A 19,843-nucleotide genomic window follows, 5' to 3' on the forward strand; every position below is an offset into this window, starting at 1 on the left:
GGAGATGGCGGGGGTTGATTCGATGGGCCAGGATGGTGCCATGACCTCGTCGACTCGCGCCAGGCGCTCCCGCACTCGGATGAGCGCCGCCGAGCGACGCGAGCAGCTCATCGTGATCGCGCGGGAGCTGTTCGCGGAGAAGGGTTTCGAGGGCACCTCCGTCGAGGAGATCGCGGCCCGGGCCGGCGTGAGCAAGCCGGTGGTCTACGAGCACTTCGGTGGCAAAGAAGGCGCCTATGCGGTGGTCGTGGATCGCGAGACCCGAGCCCTGCACGACGAGATCCGCACGGCACTGACCACACGGGGGGCGGGTCCGCGGGAGCTGCTGGAGCGCGGGGCGATGGCGCTGCTCACCTACATCGACCGCTGCCCGGACGGCTTCCGGATCCTGGCCAGAGACTCCTCGATCACCCAGCCGGCGGGCTCATTCGCGTCGATCCTGAGCGACATCGCCGTCCAGGTGGAAGACCTCTTGGCGGCGCAATTCCGCAAAGCCGGGCACGAGCCGGAGTTCGCCGGGCTCTACGCCCAGGCCTTGGTGGGGCTGGTGGCGATGACCGGCCAGCAGTGGCTGGAGAACCGCACCCCCGATAAGCATGTGGTGGCCAGCCACCTGGTGAACCTGGCCTGGAACGGCATGGCCCATCTGGTGGCCGAGCCGACGCTACTGATGGACCGCGTCGATGAGCGGAGACGGCAGCGCGGCCGGTCCAACCAGGCGCTCGATCAGGACGGGTCGGAATCCAGCAAGAGCCGGCGCAAGTAGGCGGCCAGGTCGCCGCGCTCGTCGCACGACCATTCGCCGAGGAGCCCGGCTTCGAGATCGACCAGCGCCGCGAGCGCCCGGTCCACCAGGTGGAGACCGTCGTCGGTCAACTCAACCAGCACACCCCGGCCGTCGCTGGGATCCTGCGCGCGGTGGACCAGCCCCTTTGCCACCAGACGATCCACCCGGTTGGTCATGGTGCCGGAGGTGACGTGCGTCTCGCGCAGCAGCCGCCCGGGGGAGAGCCGGTAGGGCGCGCCGGCCCGGCGCAGGGCGGCCAGCACGTCGAACTCCCACGGCTCGAGGTCGTGGGCTTGGAAGGTGCGTCGACGATGCCGGTCGAGCAGCTGGGCGATGCGGTCGATCCGCGAGAAGACGTGCAGCGGCGTGAGGTCGAGATCCGGATGAGCTTCCGTCCACGCCTCGACGACGGAGTCCACCTCGTCGCGCAGCGGCGCGGTCTCGATGGGATCGGGGTCGGCGGCCCGCTTGCGAGATGGTGTCACGACTTGCCGATCACCTGCGCGCCGGCCACCGGACCGAACGCGCAGCGCACGGCTCGCACTCCCGATGACACGCTGAGCGCCTCCGCGAGCTCCTGGCTGTGGCCCTCAGAACCCGCCAAGAACGCGCACGTCGGGCCGGAACCGCTGACGATGGCGCCGAGAGCACCGGCATCGCGCCCCAACTCGAGGGTGCGGGCGAGCGTCGGATCGAGGCTGACGGCCGCCTCCGTCAGATGGTTGACCAACAGCTCTCCGACCGCCGGCACGTCCCCGGAGGAGAGCGCTGCGAGGAGGTCGGTGGGAATGTCGGTGGGACGGCCATCGCCCAGACGGTCGAACTCGCGGAACACCGCGGGAGTGGAGAGGCCGCCGTGGGCGAGGGCGAAGGTCCAGTGATAGACGCCCCGCGTCACGACGGGGGTGAGCACGTCGCCGCGGCCGGTGCCGATGGCGGTGCCGCCCAGCAGCAGGAACGGCACGTCGGCTCCCAGTTCGGCCGCGTACTCGGTGAGCGCGGCGCGGCTCAGACCCAGATTCCATAGGGCGTTGCAGGCCACCAGCACGCCCGCCGCGTCTGCCGACCCCCCGGCCATGCCGCCGGCCACCGGGATGCGTTTGCGGATGGCCAGCCGCACGCCCTCGTCCACGTCGTGACGCTCGGCCAGGAGCTTGGCGGCGCGGATGGCCAGGTTGGTGTCGTCGACGGGGAGGAACGCCGAGCCCTCTCCCCGGTTGCGCAACGAGAACCCCGACGCCCGTTCGGCCACGATCTCGTCACCCAGTGACACGGCCTGGAAGATGGTGCCGAGCTCGTGATAACCCTGCTCGTCCACCCCGCCCACGAGCAGCGCCAGGTTCACTTTGGCGGGCACTCGAACGCGGACGGTGGAAGTCATGCCCCGAAACTACCGCACCCCTTCCCTCTCCTGGGCCACCCAGCAGCCCGCGAGGTGGTCGTCGACGATGTTCAGCGCCTGCATCAAGGCGTAGACGGTGGTGGGGCCCACGAAGCGGAAGCCGAGCTTCTTCAGCTCCTTGGACAGGGCCTCCGACTCCGGGGTGGAGCCGGCCAGATCGGCGAAGGTGAGAGGCCGACGGTGCCGCTCCGGGCGGTGCGCCTCCACCAGATCGCGCAGCCGTCCGCCGTCGGTGTGCAGGGCGAGCAAGGCGCGGGCGTTGCCGATGGTGGCCCGGATCTTCATCCGGTTGTGGATGATGCCCGGATCGGACATGAGCCGCTCGACGTCATCGTCATCGAACTCCGCCACCTCCGCGGGCGCGAAGCCGGCGAAGGCCGCTCGGAAGGCCTCGCGTTTGCGCAGCACGGTGAGCCAGCTGAGGCCGGCCTGGAAGCCCTCCAGGCACAAGCGCTCGAACAGTTCGCGCTCGTCGGGGGAGTCCTCGACATCGCGGCCCCATTCCTCGTCGTGGTAGCGCGCGTACGCCTCGTCGCCACTGCCGAAGCAGCGGATGCGGTCGTCCATGGTGTCCTCCTAGCGGCCCATTGAGGGGTGATGGCGCCCACGATAGGAGGAGGCGACGGCCTGCGGAACCCCAGAAACGGGGCCTGTGGAAAGACCCGGATTTCGTCCACAACCGCGAGATTGCGTGGGAAATCCGTTCGGTGGCCATCGTTCAGGCCAGTGCAATAGACTGAGCGACGGTTCTTCGGAGCCGATCCCCGGTTGGTCTTTCGGCAGGGCCCGCCTGACTTTGAATCAGGATAAGCGAAGTAGGTTCGACTCCTACCCGGGGAGCGGATGAGCGTCGTGCAGCTGATCGTCCGTTGCGCGCGTCTCACCGATCGCATCTGCGGAAGGGATCAAGAGCAGTGTCATCTCAGCGTCCGGAATCCGACCTTGCCCCCGTAGCCGGGGTGGTGGTCCTCGCCGCGGGTGGTGGTACCCGCATGAAATCCAGCAAGTCCAAGCTGCTGCACGAAGTGGCGGGCAAGTCCATGCTCAGCTACGCGGTCAGCGCCGCAGCCGCGCTCGACCCCCAGCACCTGGTGGTGGTCGTCGGTCATCAGCGCGAGCAGGTCATCGATCACCTCGACAAGCTCTCCGAGCGGGTGAGCGTCGCGGTGCAGGATCAACAGCTCGGCACCGGCCATGCCGTGCTCTGCGGCCTGGAGGGACTCGACGACCTCACGGGCGACGTCGTGGTCACCTACGCCGACGTGCCCATGCTCTCCGGCGACACGCTCCGTCGCCTCGTCGCCGTGCATCGCGCCCGCTCCAACGTCGTCACCGTGCTGACGGCCGAGGTCGAGGACGCCACCGGCTACGGCCGCGTGCTGCGCGACGGCGAGAAGGTCACCGGCATCGTCGAGCACAAAGACGCCACCGACGAGCAGCGCGCCATCCGCGAGATCAACTCGGGCATCTACGTCTTCGACGCTCAGCTGCTCCGCGAAGGCCTCGCTCAACTCAGCACCGACAACGCGCAAGGTGAGATGTACCTCACCGACGTGCTGCACTACGCGCACGCGCAGGGCCTGGGCGTCGGCGGCTTCCAGACCGACGACGTGTGGCAGACCATCGGCGTCAACGACCGCGTGCAGCTGGCCCAGATGGGCCGCGAGATGAACCGCCGGATCCTCGACTCCTGGATGCTGAAGGGCGTCACCATGATCGACCCGCGCTCCACGTGGGTCGATATCGACGTCGACCTCGCCCCCGACGTCACGCTGATGCCCGGCGTGATCCTGCAGGGCGCCACCACCGTGGGGGAGGGCGCCATCATCGGTCCCGACACCACCCTGATGGACGTCGAGGTCGGTGCCGGCGCAGAGGTGGTCCGCACGCACGGCTCGTTCGCGGTGATCGGCAAGCGGGCGAGCGTCGGCCCGTTCAGCTATCTGCGTCCCGGTGCCGAGCTCGGCGAGGGAGCGAAGGTGGGTGCGTTCGTCGAGGTGAAGAACGCGCAGATCGCGCCCGGCGCCAAGGTTCCCCACCTCACCTATTGCGGGGATGCCATCGTGGAGGAGGGTGCCAACATCGGGGCTGGCACGATCTTCGCCAACTACGACGGCGTCAACAAGTCCACCACCCGGGTGGGAGCCAACGCGTTCGTCGGCTCCAACTCGGTGCTGGTGGCACCGGTCGATATCGCCCCCGGCGCCTTCGTGGCCGCCGGATCGACCATCACCGACGACATCGGTGCGGGCGAACTGGCTGTGGCCCGAGGACGGCAGCGCAACATCGAGGGCTGGGTGGCCAACCGCCGCCCCGAATCGAAGGCTGCGCGCTCCGCCGAGGAACACGACGGCACCATCCACCCGGCGGTGGCCGAATCCCGAGCTAAGAAGAAGGCGTGACTCAGTCGATGGAACAGATCGCGAAGAACGACAAGCACCTGATGCTGTTCTCGGGGCGTGCGTACCCCGAGCTGGCGCAGGAAGTGGCCGACCTGCTGGGCCAGCAGATCGTGCCCACCCGAGCCCTCAACTACGCCAACTCCGAGACCTACGTGCGCTTCGAGGAGTCGGTTCGCGGGTGCGACGCCTTCGTGATTCAGTCGCATACGGCGCCGGTCAACGAGTGGATCATGGAGCAGCTGATCATGGTGGACGCGCTCAAGCGCGCCTCCGCCAAGCGGATCACCGTCGTCGCTCCGTTCTACCCCTACGCGCGCCAGGACAAGAAGCACATGGGTCGCGAGCCCATCTCCGCGCGCTTGGTCGCCGATCTGTTCCATGCCGCCGGCGCCGACCGGATCATGTCGGTCGACCTGCACGCCGCGCAGATCCAGGGCTTCTTCGACGGCCCCGTCGATCATCTCTGGGGCCACCCGGTGCTCTCCGAGCACGTCAAGGCCAACTACGACCTCTCCCAGATGGTCGTGGTCTCGCCCGACGCCGGGCGGGTGCGCTTGGCCGACGTATGGACCGACATGCTGGACTGCCCTCTGGCCATCGTGCACAAGCGTCGCGACCCCAACAAGGCCAACACCGTCGAGGTGCGTGAGGTCGTGGGCGACGTGGTCGGCAAGACCTGCCTGCTCGTCGACGACATGATCGACACCGCCGGCACCATCTGTCAGGCCGCCGAGACGCTCAAGGAAAGGGGCGCCTCGAGGGTCATCGTCGCGGCCACGCATGCGGTTTTCTCCGGTCCGGCTGCCGAACGCCTCAACTCCAGCGGAATCGATGAGGTTATCGTTACCAACACCCTGCCCATCAAGACCGCCGAGCCGATCAGTAATCTGACGGTGTTGTCGATTGCCCCGCTGATCTCCAAAGCGATCAGCGCGGTCTTCCTCGACGGCTCGGTCACATCGCTCTTCGGAGGAGTTTCGTAAACATGTCAATAGACCGCACACCCACCAAGGTTTCCGTCGTCGGCGCCGGAGCCGTCGGCTCGTCCGTCGCCCTGAGCCTTCTCCTCAAGGGCGTCGCTCAGCACGTCGTCCTGCAGGACATCAATGAGGCCAAGGCCAAGGCCGAAGCGGCGGATATGGCGCACGGCAGCGCCTTCTACCCGGCCGCCCAGATCGACGGCACGGCGGATGTCGACGCCACCTCGGGCTCCGATGTGATCGTCGTCACCGCGGGTGCGCGTCAGCAGCCCGGCCAGACCCGCATGGATCTGGCCAACGCCACCGTCGGCCTGATCAAGAAGATCCTGCCGCCGCTGGTGGAGCGCTCCCCGCAGGCGCGCTTCATCATGGTGACCAACCCGGTCGACGTCGTCACCGAGGCCGCCCTCCACATCACCGGCCTGCCGCGCCATCAGCTGTTCGGCTCCGGCACGGTGCTGGACTCGGCGCGCCTGCGCTACCAGATCTCGCAGGCCACCGGCGTGGCGGTGCGCAACGTGCACGCCTACATGGTGGGCGAGCACGGCGACACCGAGACCCCGCTGTGGTCGGTGGCGCGCATCGGGCCCATCTCGCTGTTCGATTGGGAGCTGCAGACCGGAAAGCTCGGCCCCGAGGTGCGCGAGCGCATCGCCCACGAGACGGTGTATGCGGCCTACAAGATCATCGAGGGCAAGGGCGCGACCAACCACGCGATCGGCCTCTCCGCCGCCGACATCGTGCAGACGGTGATCCGCGACGAGAGCCGGATCCTGCCGGTGTCGTCGCACCTCGACGACTGGCTGGGCATCAAGAACGTGACCATGTCGGTGCCCACCCTGGTGGGTCGCGACGGCGCGGCGCAGCCCTTCGAGCTGATGATCGACGACGACGAGCTGGCTGCCCTGCAGCGCAGCGGCCAGGCGATCAGCGACCAGCTGCGCAGCCTCGGCTTCTGACCGACCCGCTCGTCACGTCACGCTCTTCGAGGTGTGACGAGCTCTGCGAGGAGCCTCGAGGAGAGCTGGCGCAACCTATGGCAGATACGGCTTTTCGGCCGCCGGCTGGCTCTTTTCGAGGCTCCGCTGCGCTCCGCACCTCAAAGAGCGTGAGTGGTGCTTCGCCCAGCCCAACGATGAAAAACGCACACAAGTAGGCCCTTGGGAGGCAAACGGCGCCCTGACGGCGTCGAGTGTGCGTTCTTCATCGGATGGGGGACGTGAGGTCCGGCTATACCCCCAGACAGCCCCGACCCTGGTCTCATCGCGGCGCCGTGAACCCGCGATCCTCGGCCGATGTCCCCGCCCAGAGCCTTCCGTAGGGTGAACTCGCTGTTCATCATGAAAGAGGTCTGAGTACATGAGCATCGCTCCGCCCGTCACCACCCGCGCCGCCTGCGCGACCGCCCACCTCACCAAGGTCTACGGCGAGAAGGACCGCGCCGTGGTGGCCGTCGACGACGTGAGCCTGGAGATCGCGAGCGGATCGTTCACCGCGATCATGGGGCCCTCGGGTTCCGGCAAGTCGACGCTGATGCACTGCATGGCCGGACTCGACCGACCCACCCAAGGCCAGGTGTTCGTGGGTGATCAGGACATCGCCTCCCTGCCGGAGCGCGTGGTCACCAAGGTGCGTCGCGACAAGGTGGGTTTCGTCTTCCAGTCGTTCAACCTGCTGCCGACGCTGACCGCCGAGCAGAACATCCTGCTGCCCCTCGACCTGGCCGGCCGACGCGCTGACAAGGCCCTTTTCGCTCAGGTTGTGGACTCGCTCGGCCTGCGCGACCGCCTGAGCCATCGCCCCAGTCAGCTCTCCGGCGGTCAGCAGCAGCGCGTCGCCGTGGCGCGGGCCCTGATCACCCAGCCGGAGGTGATCTTCGCCGACGAGCCCACCGGAGCGTTGGACACCAAGACCTCCGCGACCCTGCTGGACTACCTCCAGCGCTGCTCCCGTGAGCAGGGTCAAACCATCATCATGGTCACCCATGACCCCAAGGCCGCCAGCTACGCCGACCGCGCGCTGCTGCTGCTCGACGGGCGCGTCGTCGACGACATCGCCCACCCCACCGCCGACGGCGTCATGGCCCGGCTGGGGGAGCTGTCCTGATGCTGCGCGACGCCTCCAACGAGATCCGGCTTCACCCGGGTCGTTTCGCCGCCACCCTGATCGCCATCGCGATCAGCATCGGCTTCATCTCTGCCATCTCCATCCTCATCAGCACCCAGCAGGCTGCGCTGGCCAAGTCGAATGCGCTGGGCATCTCGCACGCCGACGTTGTGGTCAATGTCGCGGACTTCATGGAGTTCGACGACAACGGGGAACCGATCGAGTCTGAGCGTTCGCTCGACCAGGCTCAGATCGAGGCCGTCGACGGGGTGGCTGCGGTGCAGGGCATCTTCGGCTCCAGCGCCATGCTCAGCAACGCCGGCGAGACCATCTTCTTCTCGCTCAATGGCGAGCCCGACGACGCCTTCCGATGGTCTCAGCTGACCGACGGCCGGTTCCCGACCGCGCCCGAGGAGATCACCTTGTCCGAGTCGGGCGCCCGCAGGCTCGGCGTCGGCGTGGGCGATCAGGTGACGGTCGAGGGCGGAGGGTTCGGGTACACCGTCGTCGGGCTGACCGACGACCCCCGGTCGATCTACCAGGAGGTCGGCTACATCGACACCCGCGACATGGGTGATCCCTATACCTATGCCGTCAAGGCTGACGACGGCGTCACGCCGCAGCAGCTGGTGGACGCGCTCACCGCCACCTTCGGCACCTCCGACGCCCTGAGCATCCGGACAGGCGACGAGGAGCGCGCGACCCAGCTCAACATGCTCACCGCAGAACTCGACATCTTCAAGTACGTGTTGTGGGGCTTCGGCGGGTTGGCGCTGGCGGTCGGCATGCTCACCATCGCCAACACCTTCACCATCCTGGTGACCCAACGCCGTCGCCAGGTGGGCCTGCTGCGCGCCGTGGGGGCGTCCACCGGCCAGGTCATCGGACGCCAGCTGGCCGAGTCGGTGCTGCTGGGTCTGCTCGGGTCGCTGCTCGGCATCGCGGTGGGCTTCGGGGTGGCCGCGATCGGCGCCTCCATCACCGGCGCGTTGTATTGGGGCATGGTCGTGAAGTGGAGCGAGGTCGGCGTCGCCGTTCTGGTGGGCGTCGTGGCGACGGTCATCTCCGCGGTGGCTCCGTCGATCCAGGCGTCCCGCGTCAAGCCGCTCGAGGCGCTGCAGGCGGTGCCGACGGAGGCCCAGGCCAAGCGGGCCGGCATCGTTCGCATCGTGATCTGCGCCCTTGCCCTGGCGGGCGGCATCGCCGTCGTGGTCTACAGCCGTGGCCTGGAGGAGTGGGCGCTGCCTTTCGCCATGATCGGCGGCGTGCTGCTCACCATCGCCGTGCTGGGCATGGCCCCGCTGTACGTGGCGCCGATCCTGCGCCTGCTCGGGCGCGTCTTCGGCCGGATCAGCCCTGCCTTCCGGCTCGCGTTCACCAACGCCGCCCGCAATCCCGCTCGCGCCGCGTCGACGGCGACCGCCCTGATGATCGCCGTCGGGTTGATCGTCACGCTGCAGGTGGCGCTGGCCACCGCCCGCACCACGGGCATGGCCACCATCGACAAGCAGGTGCCGATCGACATCACGGCCAGCTCCGGTGAGCAGCTGCCCGCCGCGGCGCTGACGAAGGCAGAGGCCTCGCCGTCGGTGCAGAAGCTGATCGTGATCGAGTCGAAGAGCGTCGAGATCGCCCAGGAGGACTTCGGCATCTACGGCCAGGCCTTCGACGCGGCGCGTGCCTACTCGGAATGGGGCATGGATCCGCTGGAGAAGCTGGCCGACGACACCGTCTACGTGTCGCCCTACGAGGGCATGGAGGCCGGCAGCACCATCGAGGTGCCCGGCGTCGACGGCCCGATCCCGTTGAAGGTGGTCACCTCCGAGCGGATGGGGTACTCCGAGATGGGCGTGACCGGCGCAACCCTTCAGCGCATCGCCGGGGAGACCCAGACGACGAAGGCCTGGATCAAGCTGGTGGATCGCACCTCCACCACGCAGCTGAACGACGTGGTCACCATCTTCAGCGCCTACCCGGAGGTGTATCTCGAGGGCGGGGCCATGATGGCCGGTCTGTTGCAGCAGGTGCTCGACATCATGCTGATCGTGCTCACTGCGCTGCTCGGCGTCGCCGTGCTGATCGCTCTGGTGGGCGTGGGCAACACGTTGGGGCTGTCGGTGATCGAACGCCAGAGGGAGTCGGCGCTGCTGAGGGCGCTCGGCATGCAGCGCGCGGGCCTGCGTCAGATGTTGCTGATCGAGGCCATCGCGCTCGTCGCGGTGGGCACCGGAGTGGGGCTGATCGCCGGCGGCTTCTTCGGCTGGCTGGGCGTCTCGTCGGCGATGGCAGCGATGGGCGACGGCGTGGCCGAGCTGAAGTTCTCGATCGACGTCGGCTACACCGCGGCGCTGATCGGGGTGTGCCTGCTGGCCGCCTGCCTGGCGTCGGTGCTGCCCGGTCGCAAAGCGGCCAATGCGACGCCTACCGAGGCCCTCGCCGTCGACTGAGTACGCCGATGCCCCGCGACTGTCGGAGGCGTTTGGAACAATGGGTGAATGCTCAGCCCGGTGTTCGGACCTCCTCGGCACTGGCCGTCTCAGGATCTGATCGGCTTCTCCGAGGAGTTCGACGCTGCCCTGGCGCTCGAGGCCTACCGGGCCGGCGTGTTCCCCATGCCCATCGACGACTACTCGGCCGACATGGGCTGGTGGTCGCCCATCCGACGCGGGGTGATGAACCCACACGAGCTGCACGTCACCAGGTCGCTGCGGAAGTCGGCGAAGCGGTACCGCACCACGGTCGATCGCGCCTTCGGGCAGGTGATGGACGCGTGCGCCGATCCCGGGCGGAAGGGCGCCTGGATCGACGAGCGGATCCGCGATGCCTACACCACGCTGCACCAGTTGGGCCACGTGCACAGCGTCGAGGTGTGGGGGGCCGACGGACGCCTGGTCGGGGGGCTTTACGGCGTGCATCAGGGGGCGCTGTTCGCCGGCGAGTCGATGTTCCACCACCCGGAGCTGGGACGCGACGCCTCCAAGGTGGCGCTGCTGCGGTTGGTCGTCGAGTTGCTCGGCAGGGGCATCACGCTGCTCGACGTGCAGTGGCTCACCGACCATCTGGGGTCGCTGGGTGCCTACGAGATCCCTCGCCAGGCGTATCTGCGGCGTCTCAGCGAGGCCCTGGAACGCCCCACCCACGAATGGGCGGCGTCACAGGGCGCTGTCCTCACCGGCGCCGAGTTGCTCGCTCGCTGGGATAGCCTCAGCAGGGGAGGAACCCATGCCTGAACTACCCGAGGTGGCCAGCGTCGCCGGCCAGCTGAACGACCGACTGAAGGGCAAGGCCATCGCGTCCGGCCACCTGGTGGCGTTCAGCGCGCTCAAGACCTTCGCGGTTCCGCTCGAGGCATTGGCGGGGTTGGAGGTCGACGGCGTCTCGCGGCACGGCAAGTTCATCGACATCGACGCCCAGGGCGTGCACCTGATCTTCCACCTGGCGCGGGCCGGCTGGGTGACCTGGCACGACGTCGCCCCCACGGTGCCTCCCCGGCCCGGACGCTCTGGTCTTGCGTTCCGGCTCATCCTCGACGACGGGTCCGGGTTCTCGCTCACCGAGGCCGGCACCCAGAAGCATCTCGCGATCTACGTCGTGAACTCCCCCGACGAGGTGCGCGGCATCGCCGCTCTAGGCCCTGATCCGCTGGCCGAAGGCTTCACCGTCGACGACCTGGCACGCATCCTGGCGGACTCCGGACGCTCCCAGCTGAAGGGCGTGCTGCGCGATCAACGCAAGCTCGCCGGCATCGGCAACGCCTACTCCGACGAGATCCTGCACGCCGCCCGGCTGAGTCCCTTCACGCCGTGTTCAACGCTCGACGCGGACGCCGTCGCAGCGCTGTACGGCCACATCCGCGAGGTGCTCGGTGACGCCGTCGAGAAGGCATCGACCGTGCCGATGGCCCAGCTCAAGGACGCGAAACGCTCGGCCATGCGGGTGCACGGCCGAGCCGGCCACACCTGCCGGGTGTGCGGCGACGTCGTCGCGGAGGTGTCGTTCTCCGACTCCTCGCTGCAGTACTGCCCCGGCTGCCAGACCGGAGGAAAGAAGCTGGCCGACCGCCGGATGTCCAAGCTCCTGCGCTGAGGCTGGTGCCGGAGTGGATAGATTAGGTCCGTGCTTGGATATTTCGGCCCGGCTGGGACCTTCACTCATCAGGCGTTGCGCTCCGTGTGGGAGGGCGAGGCGATCGACTTTCCGAGCGTCCGCGAGGCGCTGGAGGCCGTGCGGCGCGGCGACGTCGAGGGATCCGTGGTGCCGATCGAGAACTCGGTGGAGGGCGGCGTCTCGGCCACGCTCGACGAGCTGATCGCGGGCTCGCCGCTGATGATCAAGGGCGAAATCGTGATCCCCGTCGAGTTCGGGTTCTACGCCCGCAAGGGCACCAAGCTGGACGATGTGCGCCAGGTGCTCACCCACGGTCATGCGGCGGCGCAGTGCCGCGAGTGGCTGGCCCTGATGGTGCCGAACGCCACCGTCACCGAGGCGGGTTCCACCGCCGGTGCTGCGGCTGAGGTGGCCAAGCCCGACTCCCGCTACGACGCCGCCGTCTGCGCGCGCGTCGCCGGACGGCTGTATCACCTGGAGGAGCTGGCCTACCGGATCGAGGACAACCCCGGTGCGGTCACCCGCTTCGTGCAGGTGGGACGGCCAGGTCCGGTGCCCGAGCGCACCGGCGCCGACAAGACGACGCTGGTGGCCTACATGCGCGAGGACCACGCGGGCGCGCTGCTGGAGATCCTGGAGCAGTTCGCGGTGCGTGGGGTGAACCTCAGCCGGATCGAGTCGCGGCCCACCAAGCAGGGGCTGGGGTCGTACTGCTTCTCCATCGACGCGGAGGGCCACCTCCATGACGCTCGCATCGCCGAGGCGCTCACCGGACTTCACCGCACCTGCCCGACGGTGCACTTCCTCGGCTCCTACCCCCGCGCCGACCGCGAACGCCCGGCGCTTCGTCCCGGCGTCACCGATGAGGACTACCACTCGGCTCAGGCCTGGCTGGACTCCTTGGGCTGAGCCAGCGGGACGGCGCCGGGCACGATGTGGAAGTCGAGGTGCCGGAACTCGCCGACGACGTCGCCGTCGATCTGGCATAACGCCGGCTCGGCGGTCTCCACGTGCACGGTGCGCCCGGTGAAGCGATCGATCCTCGGCTCGTTCTTGGACTGGGTCAGCACGCCGCCGATCATCTCGACCACATCGCCGACGTTGCGGGGCGACGCGATCAGCAGGTCGAGGATGCCGTCGCTGGTGCTCGCGCCCGGAATCAGGGTGAGGCCCGGCTGCAGATCGGCCACGTTGCCCACCGACACCAGCGATGCGGCGCGTCGGATGGGATGCTCGTCGTCGACGGTGATCAGCACGTCCATGGGATGGGTCTTGACCTGGTTCAGAGCCGCGACGACGTAGGCGGCGGTGCCGATCTGGCGCTTCAGCTCCTCGTTGGTGTTGCTGATCACCGCGGCGTCGGCGCCGATGCCCGCGAGCACGCCGGCGTACTCGACGAAGCCCCGTCGCTCCGGCGAAGTGACCTTGATCAGGTCGAGGGGGCGAGGCTCGCCGCGCAGCGCCAGCCGTAGCGAACGTGACAGGTCGAAGGGGATGCCGAGGTTCTGGGCCAGCAGATTGGCGGTGCCCGAAGGAATGATCGCGGCCTCCACCCCGGTTCCCGCGAGCTCGCCGAGCGCGACGCGCACCGTCCCGTCGCCGCCCGCGATCAGCACCCGGTCCACGCCGATCCGCACCGCATGCCTCGCCATCGCGTGGCCGGGGTCATCCGGAGAGGTGGGCAGGTAGATCGGTGGCCCCCATCCGTTCTCGGCGAGGGCGGTCTCCAGGAGCTGCTTGAACACGGTCAGGTCGACGATCTTCGCCGGGTTGAAGATGACGCCCGCGCGCCTGGCCCCGTCGCCCCGGCGTCCGCCGAACGCGTGCACGCCGCAGAGCAGGTTGGACGAGGTGGCGACGAGGAGCGCCAGGAGGGCGCCGCCGATCACGTCGGTGACGTAGTGCGCGTGCAGCGTGAGCCGACACACCATGACCACCGCCACCGATCCCAGCGCCACCCCGCGCCATGCCCAGACCATGCGCTTCGACTGGCCGGCCACGCGGCTGAGCGTCACGACGGCGACCGCCACCGCGGTCCACGCGGATACGTGGCCCGACGGGAAGGACCAGCCGGTCTGGCTGAGCAGGTAGGCCCATGGGCTGTCGGCGCGAGGCCGGTGAACGAGTTCCTTCATCACCTGCGTGATGGACGCCGTCAGCACCGACGTGAGGACGATCGACGCCGACGCGGCGAACAGTCGCCGCCGCGCAGCCCAGATCGCGGCGAATGCCGCCATCGTGTAGACGACGACGGGCGAGGTGAACAGTGCGATGGCCGACCAGATCTGACCCGAGTTGCTTCGCTCGGCGGGCGGGGCCCAGCGCCACCACGCGTCGACCGCCCCGAGATGCGGCCAGAGCGCCACCCAGGTCGCCATCGCGACACCGAGGATGACGATGGCGATCAAGCGGACGCGGGTGGTCATGGCCCCATCTTGGCACGCGGCCGAAGGGAAGGGGTTCCACGAAACCTCTAGACTGAGCCCCATGCTCGATCCGCAAGTGCTCCGAAACGATCCCGACCGAATCCGCCGCTCGCAGGCCCTGCGCGGCGACTCCGTCGAACTGGTCGACGACCTGGTCGCCGCCGACGAGAAGCGCCGCTCGAGCATCGCCTCCTTCGAGGCGCTGCGCGCCGAGCAGAAGAGCATGGGCAAGTCGGTGGCCAAGGCGCAGGGCGACGAGCGCACCGCCTTGTTGACGCGCACGAAGGAACTGTCCGGCGAGGTCAAGGCCGCGCAGGTGGCCGTCGAGGAGGCCGAGCGAGCATTCACCGAACTGATGAAGCAGTTCGGCAACCTCGTCATCGACGGCGTGCCCCAGGGCGGCGAGGACGACGGCGTCGTGCGCGAGACCGTCGGCACCCCCCGCGACTTCGCGGCCGAGGGGTTTGAGCCCAAGGATCACCTGGAGCTGGGGGAGAAGCTGGGCGCCATCGACATGGAGCGCGGCGCCAAGATCTCCGGCTCGCGCTTCTACGTGCTCACCGGGGTGGGCGCCCAGCTGGAGCTGGCGCTGCTGAACCTGGCCATGAGCAAGGCCGCCGAATGGGGCTTCACCCCCATGATGCCGCCGGCGCTGGTGAAGCCGTCGGCCATGGAAGGCACCGGCTTCCTCGGCCAGGCCGCGCAGGACGTCTATCACCTGCCCGCCGACGATCTTTACCTGGTCGGCACCTCCGAGGTGGCGCTGGCCGCCTTCCACTCGAACGAGATCCTCGACGCCGCCAGCCTGCCGCGCCGCTACGCCGCCTTCAGCCCGTGCTTCCGGCGCGAGGCCGGCTCCTACGGCAAGGACACCCGCGGCATCTTCCGCGTGCACTGGTTCGACAAGGTCGAGATGTTCGTGCACTGCGATCCCGCCGAGGCCGAGGACTGGCACGAGAAGCTGCTCGGCTATGAGAAGGACTTCCTGCAGGCCTTGGAGATCCCCTTCCAGGTGCTCGACGTGGCTGCCGGCGACCTGGGCCTGTCGGCTGCTCGCAAGTACGACTGCTACGCCTGGCTGCCCACGCAGAAGCGCTATCGCGAGGTGACCTCCACGTCGAACTGCAGCGAGTTCCAGGCCCGTCGCCTGGGCATCCGCGGCCGCTTCGCCGACGGAGTGCGCCCCGTCGCGACGCTCAACGGCACGCTCTGCGCCATGACCCGGATCATCATCATGCTGCTGGAGAACCACCAGAGGTCCGACGGTTCGGTGAGCGTTCCCGAGGCTCTGCGCCCCTACCTGGGCGGCCGAGAGGTACTGTCTCCGGTCAGCTAGCCCACACGGTGCGTTCACCAGCGGGTTACCTCAGGAGTGCTACAAAGTACCCATGAGTTTTCAGCCCCAACTCGTCGCGCTCGACATCGACGGCACCCTGGTCGATTGGTCAGGCCGGATGCCCGACGACGTGCGCGCGGCGGTGCGTCGGGTGGTGGATGCCGGGGTGCCCGTCGTGCTGTCCACCGGGCGCTCGTGGTGGTCGACGCGACCGATCTTCGAGCAGCTGGACCTCCCGGACGGCTGGGCGATCTGTTCCAACGGGGCGGTCGGGCTGCGGCATGCCCCCACGGATGTCGTCTTCGAGGAGCGCTTCGACCCGACGGTGACCCTTCAGAAGGTCGCGGACGTGGCTCCGGACATCTGCGTGGCGATCGAGCGAGGGCTGACGCGTGTGGCCAACCGGCCGTTTCCGGAGGGCGAGATGGAGGGCCCGCTGGAGTTTGCCAGCCTGGAGGAGATGAGCGCGGCGCCGGTATGCCGGATCGTGCTGCGCGACCCCAACAACGAGCAGGCGATCTTCGAGGATATGGTGCGCCAACTCGGCCTGCACGGGGTGAGCTACTTCGTGGGGTGGTCGGCCTGGCTCGATATCGCGCCCTTTGGTGTCGACAAGTCGCACGGCTTGAAGCGAGTGTGTGAGGATCTGGGGATCGATCCGTCCAACGTGTTGGCGATCGGCGACGGCAACAACGACATCGACATGCTGGCCTGGGCCGGGCGTGGAGTGGCGCTGGGCGACGCCGGCCCCGCAGTGCAAGCCTCCGCCGACCATGTCACAGCAAAATTCCTCGACGGCGGAACCGTCGAGGAACTAAGACGTTGGTTCTGAGGTCGGGTCAGGCAGCTTGGCGTTGCACCTTGCAGGTCTTGATGTCGGTGGCCACCGCGAGGATCTCCCGGGGGGTCGGCGCCGGAGCTTCGACGTAGACGACGCCCTCCAATTCGGCGCGGCGGAGGTGCCGTTTCACCGTCGAAATGGAGCAGCCCGCCTTTGCTGCGATCACGCTGAGCGGCTGGTCGGGATAGGTGTCGCGCAACCGTTGGATCTCGCGGCCGTCGAAGTGCCGGCTGGACCTCATGCCGATGTAGCTGTCGAGATCGTCGTATTCCACCGAAACCTTGAGCCGGGCGCGGATCTCCTGGCGCTGGCGGCGGGTCGTCCCGCCGGCGAATCCGGCGACATCGAATCGCGAGACGGCGGCGGCCAGGCAGTCAGCGAGGAGCGGGCAGGACTCGCACAGCGCGTTGGCCTGGATCCGCATCATGTCGCGTTCCCGACGCTGTGCGCTGTTCGCCGGCGCCTCTGTTTCCGCGAGGAATGGGTGCAGGAACAGGTCGGCGCGGGTGACGCAGGCCGGCGTAGTCTCCAGTGACATTTGGCCTCCTTCGCCGTAGTTACCAGTACCTAGCCTTGCAAAGGAAATGCGCGAGCGATAGGGCCTTGTCTAGGGGAAGACTCCAGTACTCTTAGAGTCTTAATACTTAGGGAAAAACAAGTGTAGATACTCATCGGGCCACATGGCGCCGTAGTACAGAACTGCTACTTGACGTAGGGGTTTGTGGATAGCGGGAGATGAGGGCTTTCCGGCCCGATCTCGCGCTGCCGGTCATGGTCCCGCGCCCCGGTCGAGGGTCAGTCTCGCCCGTACAGGTCGCGGGTATACACCTTGTCGGTGACGTCGTCCAGCACCTCGGTGCGGCGGTTGGCGATGATCACGTCGGAGAGGCGCTTGAACTCGTCGAGATCGCGGATCACTTCCGAGTGGTAGAAGGTGTCCTCGGTCAATGCGGGTTCGTAGACGATGACTCGCACGCCCTTCGCCTTGAGCCTCTTCATGATTCCCTGAATGGCGGACTGTCGGAAGTTGTCCGAGCCCTCCTTCATGGTGAGCCGGTATACCCCGACCACTTCGGGGTCGCGGCGCAGGATGTCCTCGGCGATGAAGTCCTTCCGGGTCCGGTTGGCGTCGACCACGGCGCCGATCAGGTTCTGCGGCACATCCGAGTAGTTGGCCAGCAGCTGCTTGGTGTCCTTGGGCAGGCAGTATCCGCCGTAGCCGAACGACGGGTTGTTGTAGTGCGAGCCGATGCGCGGATCCAGGCCGATGCCCTCGATGATCTGCCGGGTGTCCAGGCCGCGGGAGGCGGCGTAGGTGTCGAGCTCGTTGAAGTAGGCGACCCGGAGCGCGAGATAGGTGTTGGCGAACAGCTTGATCGCCTCGGCCTCGGTGGCGTCGGTGAGCAGCACGGGCACGTCGGGCTCCAGCGCGGCCCCGCGCAACGCTTCCGCGAAGCGTTGCGCTGCCGAACCTTGGTCTCCCACCACGATGCGCGACGGGTGGAGGTTGTCGTACAGTGCACGTCCCTCCCGCAGGAACTCCGGCGAGAAGATGATGCTCGCCCCGGGATGTCGCTGGCGCAGATCCTCGGTGAAGCCGACGGGTACCGTCGACTTGATCACGATGTTCGCCTCAGGATTGGCCCGGAGCGTGGCGTCGACAACGGACTCCACCGACGACGTGTCGAAGTAGTTCGTCACGGGGTCGTAGTTGGTGGGCGTCGCCACCACGACGTACTCAGCGCCCAGATAGGCGGTGTCGGCATCCGTCGTGGCGGAGAGGCTCAGCGGCACCTGGGCCAGGTACTCGGAGAGCTCATTGTCCTGGACGGTGGATTCCTGACGCTGGATCCTTGCTACCCGTTCCGGGTCGATGTCCACGGCGGTCACCTCGTGGTGCTGAGCCAGCAGCACGGCGTTGGACAGCCCGACGTAACCGGTGCCTACGACGACGATCTTCACTATCTACCCCTAACCGGATCAGTCGGTGCCGCTGTCGAAGGCCGAGCGTTCGGCCGCCTCGTCGACGTCGGAGGTGTCCTTCGCGCCCAGCTCCGCGATGGCCGAGTACTTGCCAGACTCCACCTTGCCGATCAGTTCCGCATGACCGGCCAACAGGCTGCCCTGGGAGGCGTAGAGCTCCAGCTTCTCGCGGGAGTCGGCGATGTCGAGGTTGCGCATGGTGAGCTGGCCGATGCGGTCGGTGGGACCGAAGGCGGCGTCTGCCACGCGCTCCATCGAAAGCTTCTCGGGCGAGTAGGACAGGTGTGGGCCGCGGGTGTCAAGGATGGTGTAGTCGTCGCCGCGACGCAGCCGCAGGTCGACCTCACCTGTGACGGCGGAGGCCACCCAGCGCTGAATCGACTCGCGCAGCATGAGCGACTGCGGATCCAGCCAGCGGCCTTCGTACAGCAGCCGGCCTAGGCGCAGGCCCTCAGAGCGGTAGTTGGCCAGCGTGTCCTCGTTATGGATGCCCGAGAGCAGGCGTTCGTAAGCCGCCCACAACAGCGCCATGCCGGGGGCCTCGTAGATGCCCCGCGACTTGGCCTCGATGATCCGGTTCTCGATCTGGTCGCTCATGCCAAGGCCGTGGCGGCCGCCGATGGCGTTGGCCTCCATGACGAGCGCGACGGCGTCGTCGAAGCGGCGGCCGTTGATGGAGACGGGGCGACCCATCTCGAAGCCGACTGTGACGTCCTCGGTGTCGATCTGCACCGACGGATCCCAGTACTTGACGCCCATGATCGGCTCGACGGTCTCCAGCGAGACGTTCAGGGCCTCGAGGGTCTTGGCCTCGTGGGTGGCGCCCCAGATGTTGGCGTCGGTGGAGTAGGCCTTCTCCTTGGAGTCGCGGTAGGGCAGGTTGCGCTCGGTGAGCCAGACGCTCATCTCGTCGCGGCCGCCCAGCTGGGTGACGAAGTCTTCGTCGAGCCACGGCTTGTAGATGCGAAGCGCCGGGTTGGCCATCAGGCCGTAGCGGTAGAACCGCTCGATGTCGTTGCCCTTGTAGGTGGACCCATCGCCCCAGATGGAGACGTCGTCGTCGGCCATGGCGCGCACCAGCATGGTGCCGGTCACCGCGCGCCCGATGGGGGTGGTGTTGAAGTAGGCCTTGCCGGCGGAGCGAATGTGGAAGGCGCCGCAGGCGAGAGCCGACAGCCCCTCCTCGACGAGCTGCGGGCGGCAGTCCACCATGCGGGAGATCTCCGCGCCGTATTCCAGGGCGCGACCAGGCACCGACTCGATGTCGGGCTCGTCGTACTGCCCGATGTGCGCGGTGTAGGTGCAGGGCACCGCGCCCTGCTCGCGCATCCAGGCGACGGCGACGGAGGTGTCCAGTCCACCGGAGAAAGCGATGCCGACGCGCTCGCCGACGGGAAGAGAAGTCAGTACCTTTGCCACGGCGCCACTGTAGACGATGCTCCGCCTCGGAGGGGAGCCGGCGGCGGGGGAAGA

The 19,843-nt window shown here is 67.9% G+C and carries 17 protein-coding genes, 1 tRNA gene and 1 pseudogene; 12 read left to right on the forward strand and 7 right to left on the reverse strand.

What is annotated here, in order from left to right; translation table 11 throughout:
* Window positions 1-79 precede the first annotated feature (79 nt).
* The gene (locus tag P0D62_RS16325) at window positions 80-766 is read left to right on the forward strand and encodes a TetR/AcrR family transcriptional regulator (protein ID WP_406708268.1); all 687 of its coding nucleotides are present in this window, start codon (window positions 80-82) and stop codon (window positions 764-766) included.
* Here the strand turns inward: P0D62_RS16325 and P0D62_RS16330 are convergent.
* The 3 genes from P0D62_RS16330 to P0D62_RS16340 are packed head-to-tail and all read right to left on the reverse strand — an operon-like array spanning window position 727 to window position 2,756.
* On the reverse strand, window positions 727-1,272 hold the full coding sequence (locus P0D62_RS16330) for a MarR family winged helix-turn-helix transcriptional regulator (protein WP_275703611.1): 546 nt from the start codon (window positions 1,270-1,272) through the stop codon (window positions 727-729). The two genes, P0D62_RS16325 and P0D62_RS16330, sit on opposite strands and share 40 nt — an antisense overlap.
* Window positions 1,269-2,168, reverse strand: coding sequence for a 4-(cytidine 5'-diphospho)-2-C-methyl-D-erythritol kinase (locus tag P0D62_RS16335; RefSeq protein WP_275703612.1), 900 nt, complete (start codon window positions 2,166-2,168; stop codon window positions 1,269-1,271). Before P0D62_RS16335 ends, P0D62_RS16330 begins: the two co-directional genes overlap by 4 nt.
* 9 nt (window positions 2,169-2,177) lie before the next feature.
* Window positions 2,178-2,756, reverse strand: coding sequence for a DNA-3-methyladenine glycosylase I (locus P0D62_RS16340; RefSeq protein ID WP_275703613.1), 579 nt, complete (start codon window positions 2,754-2,756; stop codon window positions 2,178-2,180).
* 194 nt (window positions 2,757-2,950) lie between these two features.
* On the opposite strand from P0D62_RS16340, the gene P0D62_RS16345 reads away from it, so the two are divergent.
* From P0D62_RS16345 to pheA, 9 genes and pseudogenes are all read left to right on the forward strand, one after another.
* Window positions 2,951-3,029: transfer RNA gene (locus P0D62_RS16345), tRNA-Gln, on the forward strand.
* Window positions 3,030-3,151: 122 nt separating this feature from the next.
* Window positions 3,152-4,591, forward strand: a complete 1,440-nt coding sequence (glmU, locus tag P0D62_RS16350) for a bifunctional UDP-N-acetylglucosamine diphosphorylase/glucosamine-1-phosphate N-acetyltransferase GlmU (protein ID WP_319947017.1) — start codon at window positions 3,152-3,154, stop codon at window positions 4,589-4,591.
* Window positions 4,592-4,599: 8 nt separating this feature from the next.
* Window positions 4,600-5,574 carry a ribose-phosphate diphosphokinase gene (locus P0D62_RS16355; protein ID WP_275703645.1) on the forward strand — a complete coding sequence of 325 codons (975 nt, stop codon included), beginning with the start codon at window positions 4,600-4,602 and terminating at the stop codon, window positions 5,572-5,574.
* A gap of 2 nt (window positions 5,575-5,576) precedes the next feature.
* Window positions 5,577-6,530 carry an L-lactate dehydrogenase gene (locus tag P0D62_RS16360; RefSeq protein WP_275703615.1) on the forward strand — a complete coding sequence of 318 codons (954 nt, stop codon included), beginning with the start codon at window positions 5,577-5,579 and terminating at the stop codon, window positions 6,528-6,530.
* Window positions 6,531-6,945: 415 nt separating this feature from the next.
* Window positions 6,946-7,677: pseudogene (locus P0D62_RS16365) on the forward strand (ABC transporter ATP-binding protein); the annotation flags it as partial.
* Window positions 7,677-10,124 carry an FtsX-like permease family protein gene (locus tag P0D62_RS16370; protein ID WP_275703616.1) on the forward strand — a complete coding sequence of 816 codons (2,448 nt, stop codon included), beginning with the start codon at window positions 7,677-7,679 and terminating at the stop codon, window positions 10,122-10,124. The pseudogene P0D62_RS16365 and the gene P0D62_RS16370, both read left to right, overlap by 1 nt.
* A gap of 48 nt (window positions 10,125-10,172) precedes the next feature.
* Entirely contained in the window at window positions 10,173-10,907 is a 735-nt protein-coding gene (aat, locus tag P0D62_RS16375; protein ID WP_275703617.1) for a leucyl/phenylalanyl-tRNA--protein transferase, read from the forward strand.
* Window positions 10,900-11,763, forward strand: coding sequence for an Fpg/Nei family DNA glycosylase (locus tag P0D62_RS16380; protein ID WP_275703618.1), 864 nt, complete (start codon window positions 10,900-10,902; stop codon window positions 11,761-11,763). Before aat ends, P0D62_RS16380 begins: the two co-directional genes overlap by 8 nt.
* A gap of 30 nt (window positions 11,764-11,793) precedes the next feature.
* Window positions 11,794-12,693: a prephenate dehydratase gene (gene pheA, locus P0D62_RS16385; protein ID WP_275703619.1), complete on the forward strand. Its 900-nt coding sequence runs from the start codon at window positions 11,794-11,796 to the stop codon at window positions 12,691-12,693.
* Here pheA and P0D62_RS16390 read toward each other — a convergent pair.
* Window positions 12,666-14,210: a diacylglycerol kinase family protein gene (locus P0D62_RS16390; RefSeq protein WP_275703620.1), complete on the reverse strand. Its 1,545-nt coding sequence runs from the start codon at window positions 14,208-14,210 to the stop codon at window positions 12,666-12,668. The genes pheA and P0D62_RS16390 overlap by 28 nt on opposite strands.
* A 61-nt stretch (window positions 14,211-14,271) precedes the next feature.
* Here P0D62_RS16390 and serS point away from each other — a divergent pair, with 61 nt between their 5' ends.
* Together serS and P0D62_RS16400 are read left to right on the forward strand one after the other, a co-directional pair.
* Window positions 14,272-15,546 (forward strand): serine--tRNA ligase, encoded by a 1,275-nt coding sequence (gene serS, locus P0D62_RS16395; RefSeq protein ID WP_275703621.1) that lies wholly within the window; start codon window positions 14,272-14,274, stop codon window positions 15,544-15,546.
* 52 nt (window positions 15,547-15,598) lie between these two features.
* Window positions 15,599-16,378, forward strand: coding sequence for an HAD family hydrolase (locus tag P0D62_RS16400; RefSeq protein ID WP_275703622.1), 780 nt, complete (start codon window positions 15,599-15,601; stop codon window positions 16,376-16,378).
* A 7-nt stretch (window positions 16,379-16,385) separates the two neighbouring features.
* On the opposite strand, the gene P0D62_RS16405 is transcribed toward P0D62_RS16400, so the two are convergent.
* The 3 genes from P0D62_RS16405 to argG all read right to left on the reverse strand — a co-directional run bounded on the left by P0D62_RS16405 (window position 16,386) and on the right by argG (window position 19,789).
* Window positions 16,386-16,925 (reverse strand): WhiB family transcriptional regulator, encoded by a 540-nt coding sequence (locus P0D62_RS16405; RefSeq protein WP_275703623.1) that lies wholly within the window; start codon window positions 16,923-16,925, stop codon window positions 16,386-16,388.
* 257 nt (window positions 16,926-17,182) lie between these two features.
* Window positions 17,183-18,313 carry a nucleotide sugar dehydrogenase gene (locus tag P0D62_RS16410; RefSeq protein ID WP_406708269.1) on the reverse strand — a complete coding sequence of 377 codons (1,131 nt, stop codon included), beginning with the start codon at window positions 18,311-18,313 and terminating at the stop codon, window positions 17,183-17,185.
* Window positions 18,314-18,367: 54 nt separating this feature from the next.
* Entirely contained in the window at window positions 18,368-19,789 is a 1,422-nt protein-coding gene (gene argG / locus P0D62_RS16415; RefSeq protein ID WP_275703625.1) for an argininosuccinate synthase, read from the reverse strand.
* Between the last annotated feature and the right edge of the window lie 54 nt (window positions 19,790-19,843).

It is taken from the genome of Tessaracoccus caeni (assembly GCF_029211185.1).
In the GTDB taxonomy this organism is placed as follows: Bacteria; Actinomycetota; Actinomycetes; order Propionibacteriales; family Propionibacteriaceae; genus Arachnia; species Arachnia caeni.

Excerpts from the sequence above, each read along its gene's own strand:
- P0D62_RS16325 (WP_406708268.1), top strand. The coding sequence starts at position 80 with ATGAGCGCCGCCGAGCGACGCGAGCAGCTCATCGTGATCGCGCGGGAG.
- P0D62_RS16335 (WP_275703612.1), bottom strand. The coding sequence starts at position 2,168 with ATGACTTCCACCGTCCGCGTTCGAGTGCCCGCCAAAGTGAACCTGGCG.
- P0D62_RS16340 (WP_275703613.1), bottom strand. The coding sequence starts at position 2,756 with ATGGACGACCGCATCCGCTGCTTCGGCAGTGGCGACGAGGCGTACGCG.
- P0D62_RS16355 (WP_275703645.1), top strand. The coding sequence starts at position 4,600 with ATGGAACAGATCGCGAAGAACGACAAGCACCTGATGCTGTTCTCGGGG.
- P0D62_RS16360 (WP_275703615.1), top strand. The coding sequence starts at position 5,577 with ATGTCAATAGACCGCACACCCACCAAGGTTTCCGTCGTCGGCGCCGGA.
- P0D62_RS16370 (WP_275703616.1), top strand. The coding sequence starts at position 7,677 with ATGCTGCGCGACGCCTCCAACGAGATCCGGCTTCACCCGGGTCGTTTC.
- aat (WP_275703617.1), top strand. The coding sequence starts at position 10,173 with ATGCTCAGCCCGGTGTTCGGACCTCCTCGGCACTGGCCGTCTCAGGAT.
- P0D62_RS16380 (WP_275703618.1), top strand. The coding sequence starts at position 10,900 with ATGCCTGAACTACCCGAGGTGGCCAGCGTCGCCGGCCAGCTGAACGAC.
- P0D62_RS16390 (WP_275703620.1), bottom strand. The coding sequence starts at position 14,210 with ATGACCACCCGCGTCCGCTTGATCGCCATCGTCATCCTCGGTGTCGCG.
- serS (WP_275703621.1), top strand. The coding sequence starts at position 14,272 with ATGCTCGATCCGCAAGTGCTCCGAAACGATCCCGACCGAATCCGCCGC.
- P0D62_RS16400 (WP_275703622.1), top strand. The coding sequence starts at position 15,599 with ATGAGTTTTCAGCCCCAACTCGTCGCGCTCGACATCGACGGCACCCTG.
- P0D62_RS16405 (WP_275703623.1), bottom strand. The coding sequence starts at position 16,925 with ATGTCACTGGAGACTACGCCGGCCTGCGTCACCCGCGCCGACCTGTTC.